Annotated in this window: 1 protein-coding gene; it reads right to left on the minus strand. The window is 45.3% G+C overall.

Features of this window, described 5'->3' with window-relative positions; all coding sequences use genetic code 11:
* Window positions 1-433 (minus strand): Ig-like domain-containing protein (locus HMPREF2603_RS12890; RefSeq protein ID WP_261676394.1); only part of this gene is annotated, 433 nt, incomplete at both ends.

Consider the following 433-nt stretch of genomic DNA (forward strand, 5'->3'; position numbering starts at 1 on the left):
GCCAATTCTGCTGTCCATTTGCCGTCTGCATCTGCTTTTACTTCTGTTGTTTTACCGTCTGGCAACGTCAATGTCACTGTGCTCAGTGGTTCGCTTGTTCCGTTTACTACTTTGTCTCCCGCTTCAAGCTTATCGATTGTCGGAATGGCTGGAACTACTGTATCTTTCACCGTTTGTGTCGCTTCTGATGATTTGTTGTTCGCCACATCTGAAGCTACTGCTTTGATCACTGCGTTATGTGTTAATGGTTCTGCCAATTCTGTTGTCCACTTGCCGTCTGCATCTGTCTTAACTTCTGTTGTTTTACCATCCGGCAATGTCAATGTCACTGTGCTTAATGGCTCGCTTGTTCCGTTTACTACTTTAGCTCCCGCTTCGATTGTGTTGATTACTGGTACTGCTGGAACTACTGTATCTTTCACCGTTTGTGTCG

Origin of the sequence: Staphylococcus sp. HMSC055C03 (assembly GCF_001809385.1) — a bacterium.
GTDB lineage: Bacteria > Bacillota > Bacilli > Staphylococcales > Staphylococcaceae > Staphylococcus > Staphylococcus simulans.